Source organism: Microbispora sp. H10670 (assembly GCF_014161385.1).
Classification (GTDB): domain Bacteria; phylum Actinomycetota; class Actinomycetes; order Streptosporangiales; family Streptosporangiaceae; genus Microbispora; species Microbispora triticiradicis.
Genome location: NZ_JABBWW010000068.1, coordinates 1 through 3,744, shown reverse-complemented (window position 1 = coordinate 3,744; position 3,744 = coordinate 1). Strand labels below are relative to the sequence as shown.

Sequence of the window (3,744 nt, the reverse complement as noted above, 5' to 3'; positions counted from 1 at the left end):
ATGCGCACCGCGCGCTCGCGAAGCTCTTGGGGGTACTTCCTCGGGGCTGGCATCGTGACGTGATTCTCCCTTCCGCCAGCAGATGATGCTGGCTTCAGGGCCTCCACGAAAGTCGGAGTGGTTCACGCTGCTGGTTGCTGCACACCTTGCGCCGTACTGGAGCTAGCAGATGCAGCACGTCGTCAGTGGTTAGGTTCCACACGTCGGATGTATTAAGTGGCTTGGTGTCGGTGCTAAGCCACTCAATGACGACTTGTTCCAGGCGTCGCGTACCATGCAGCACCAGGGCTTGACTAACGAGTTGCTCGGCGGCCGTGGCCGGGAATCCCTGCCCTTCGAGCTGTCGTATGGCGTTGATGCTGCCCTCCCAGGAGAGCTGTACCCAGACCTTGAACAGCGGTTCATCGCCCATTGTCACCTCAAAACACGGCACGAACGGGTGTAGCTCTACGGCTCCGCCTGGCCGATAAGGAATCTCTCCGACATAGTTGATGAGCGCCTCGGTCATGGGCGCACGCTCCTTTGCATACACCGGGGGCGTCCGAGAATAAGTAGGACGGTGGCCGCAGGAAGGCCAGCCGGTCAGAATATCAGGTATGTGCAGCGATGCCGAGCGGTTACTCTTGCGGTTATCGTCTCAAAAGCGACGAGAAGCACCAAGACGACCCGTACAGGCCATCTAGGTTGATCTCGTGTGATCGCAGGCCAGAAACGGGCCTGATCAATCTCTACCGTCTCGATGGTCTTGGCCAGACTGGCTGCAAAGACGTCTCCCACGCTCGCGGGCGTACTGAGTGACTATCTGGGTGACAATCGCCGTGGACGAGCCTGGACAGCGGTGGACAACGGTGGACCGTACGCCCAGGTCAGGGCGGGTGGCGGTGCTGGTCCCGCCCTTTCCTGGGTTGACTTACAAGCGAGGGGTCACTGGTTCGAACCCAGTACCGCCCACCAGCCAGAACAAGCCCCGTAGCGATCACGCCGCGGGGCTCCGTGTTTTCGGGCTGCCATTGGTTCTATGCTCCTCCGAGGTTCGCGCTCGTCACCCGCGAGGCTAGAGACCGAGTCACTTGGGATCGCTGGGAGGTCTTACTCCGCAGTTCATAGACGCCGGGGGAGGCGTGGTGGCCGTTTCTCAGGAGAGGTGCCCGGCCAGCCACTACCCTGCCTACCGAGCGCGAACAGACTCCGCGCTTGCACAGGCGCTCCCGCAGTCTGCCTTGACCACCTGACACCAGAGTGATCTCCTGGTCTCCCTGCAGTTGATCAATAGACCCTGGGGCGCCAGGGAAAATGCTGCAACCCCCCCGGTAGGAGAAGTCATGCCGACGAGCGAGCCCATCACGGCGTTCGACGAGTTCCTTGAGAATCTCGATTTCGCGCGTGGGCTTGTGAAGGCGGGGCGGGCGCTTGCTGCCATGCGTGCCGGCGTGGTGGACGTTAAGGACATGTACCGAGCGGCGTGGTCGCAGTCTGTGGCTGGATTGGACCATTGGATAACACGGGAGATCACAGAGAGGGCCGTAGTTCTGGCGCTCAACCCGGATCTGCCGCGGCCTCCGCGTTTCTCAAAACTGGAAATTCCGGTCGATGCCTTCGAACGCGTGTACCAAGGCAATGGGGAGTTGGGTGAGGTGCTACGGCGCTGCTGGGGCGAGAGGTTCGCGCGCTCCACCCATCAGAGACCTGCCCAAATTAAGGAGGGCCTTTCGCACGTTGTCGAGGGCGACCTCTGGCGAAAGGTCGCTGAAGTGATGAGCGCAACAGGGCCCCAGGTCAAGCCTGATCAGATCAGGGAGCGCCTGGACGAGATCATCGATCGGCGGAACCGCATTGCACACACGGCGGACCGCAATCCAGCCCCGCCGCCGGCACGCGCGGAACTGAACGACGGGGATGTCGTCGAGGTTATCGACTGGCTGGAGAAGGTGGCTCAGGCGATCCTGACGGTGCTCGGTGACTCAGTGAATCCTGACGATCTCACCCTCAAAGCGGCGACAGACGGCGGTGGGCCGGCGTTGGTGCCTTCAGGGGGGCAATGGGATGAACGCAGCCTGTTGCAGGGCCTCGAGAACAGCGCAGGTCCGGCGTACAGCACCTTGCTCGCGGTGTACCGCCATGCAGAGAGCCATCTCGCCTTCCGGGGATATTCATTCGGTACGGGGGCCTTCCCATCGGTGACCGCCTCCTTCCGGGTGGGGGCAGCGGAGGCGTCGGTGTGGAGTATCTACGCCGATGTGGACAAGCCGGTACTTTCGATCAACTTCGAGTGGATGCGCGGTCGGGGCGTAGCCACGGAACGTCTAGAACGGCTTCTGCGGCACCTCAGGCAGCTACCCGGGGCGGAGCGGGTTCTCAGCCCGGTGATCGGCGCTGATTATGCGAAGCGTCCGTCTCTCACCCCCGAGATGCTGGCCTATGGACAGGACGTTGTCATCGACGCGCTCAACGACTTGCTCGCCGTAGATATGGAGCACGAGCCCGCGCCCGCCGACATCGACGTGCCCTCCGCAGTGACCAGCGTTGTCGAGGAGAACCTCGCCCGCGCGCGACGGCCACTGGCCGTCCTGTACGACCGGCTAGAAACGCAGATTCAGGCGCTTGGAGACGATGTCGTCAAGAAGACCCGCAAGCTCTACATCGCCTTCCAGCGGACCCAGAACTTCGCCTGCATAGAGGTTCACCCTCAAGCCAACGAGCTCCTCATCTTCGTGAAGGTCGATCCCGACTCCATTCAGTTAGAGGAGGGCTTCAGTCGGGACATGCGTAACATCGGTCATTTTGGCACGGGGGATCTCGAGCTTCGGGTACGAAGCCAAAAGGACCTGGAGAGAGCGTTCCCGTTGATCCAGCAGAGCTATGAAGCCAGTTGAACGGAGAACTGTTTGATCAGGTGGTTTGGGTTTCGAAGGTGAGCCTGAGGCATGTCGGGGAGCGCGACCTCCTGTCCGCGTCGTTCGAGGCCAAGCTGGACCTTGCCGAGCGGCATGAGGAGATCCTGCGCTCCGAGAGGGGGCGCTGACACAGCCCCTACGGCACTGGTTCTCATCTCGATCTCTGCCAGGCAGTGGCCGCTGCTCGTGCCGCCCCAGTGGTCGGTGAGTCACGTCCTGGAGTCGCGCGTCGGCCCGCGGGCCAAATCACCTTCCCAGGTCCTGTGTTTGCCTGGGCCGCATCGAGTGCCTGTACAGCGCGCAACCGCAGGAGTTCACCCCCGAAGGTCCCCTGCCGGAGAAGAACCTGCGTGCCATCCGTAGAGCGTTGGTCGTGCCACAGGACCGGGATGGGTTCGATGCAGGTCTTGATGTCGTCCTGGCTGAGGTCCGCGCCAGCTTGGACCTCGGTCGGTTGAGCGAGTTCATCCATACCTGGTGGCTGATCGCGTGCGACTCGGCCAAAGATCAGCAGGGGCGCAGAGATGTCTACGAGCGGGCTGCCCGTGTCCAGGAACTGGCTGACGCCGGCCAGTCGATCCCTCGAGGCGATAAGACGTGGCGCCAACTGCTGGCGGAGCGTGGGGTCGAGCGGTAGGTGTACTCGATCGTCGAGCCCGATCCCGTCGCTCAAGAACAGATCGCGGCCCTTCCCGAGTATGCCTTGCGGTATCTGGCCGGGGTACTACGGAACTTAAATGGGTCTTGTCGGTGAGCTGACGAGGGCTGATTTGGTCTGTATGACCAAGGTGTGCGGTATGCCCAAGGCGGCGGCTTCACCCCCCAGGAGCAGCGGCGCCGCGAGGAGGTA

General features: G+C 62.2%; 3 protein-coding genes and 1 tRNA gene. 3 read left to right on the top strand and 1 reads right to left on the bottom strand.

All coding sequences use genetic code 11. The features are described 5' to 3' along the window. Positions 1-94 precede the first annotated feature (94 nt). A complete protein-coding gene (locus tag HHX33_RS34490; protein ID WP_182878231.1) occupies positions 95-508 on the bottom strand; it encodes a hypothetical protein in 414 nt (137 codons plus the stop codon). 361 nt (positions 509-869) lie between these two features. On the opposite strand from HHX33_RS34490, the gene HHX33_RS34485 reads away from it, so the two are divergent. The 3 genes from HHX33_RS34485 to HHX33_RS35380 all read left to right on the top strand — a co-directional run bounded on the left by HHX33_RS34485 (position 870) and on the right by HHX33_RS35380 (position 3,531). Continuing rightward, positions 870-954: transfer RNA gene (locus HHX33_RS34485), tRNA-OTHER, on the top strand. A gap of 368 nt (positions 955-1,322) precedes the next feature. Beyond that, positions 1,323-2,873, top strand: coding sequence for a DUF5655 domain-containing protein (locus HHX33_RS34480; protein WP_182878230.1), 1,551 nt, complete (start codon positions 1,323-1,325; stop codon positions 2,871-2,873). Positions 2,874-3,165: 292 nt separating this feature from the next. Beyond that, positions 3,166-3,531 carry a DUF6247 family protein gene (locus HHX33_RS35380; RefSeq protein WP_310741647.1) on the top strand — a complete coding sequence of 122 codons (366 nt, stop codon included), beginning with the start codon at positions 3,166-3,168 and terminating at the stop codon, positions 3,529-3,531. Positions 3,532-3,744 lie beyond the last annotated feature (213 nt).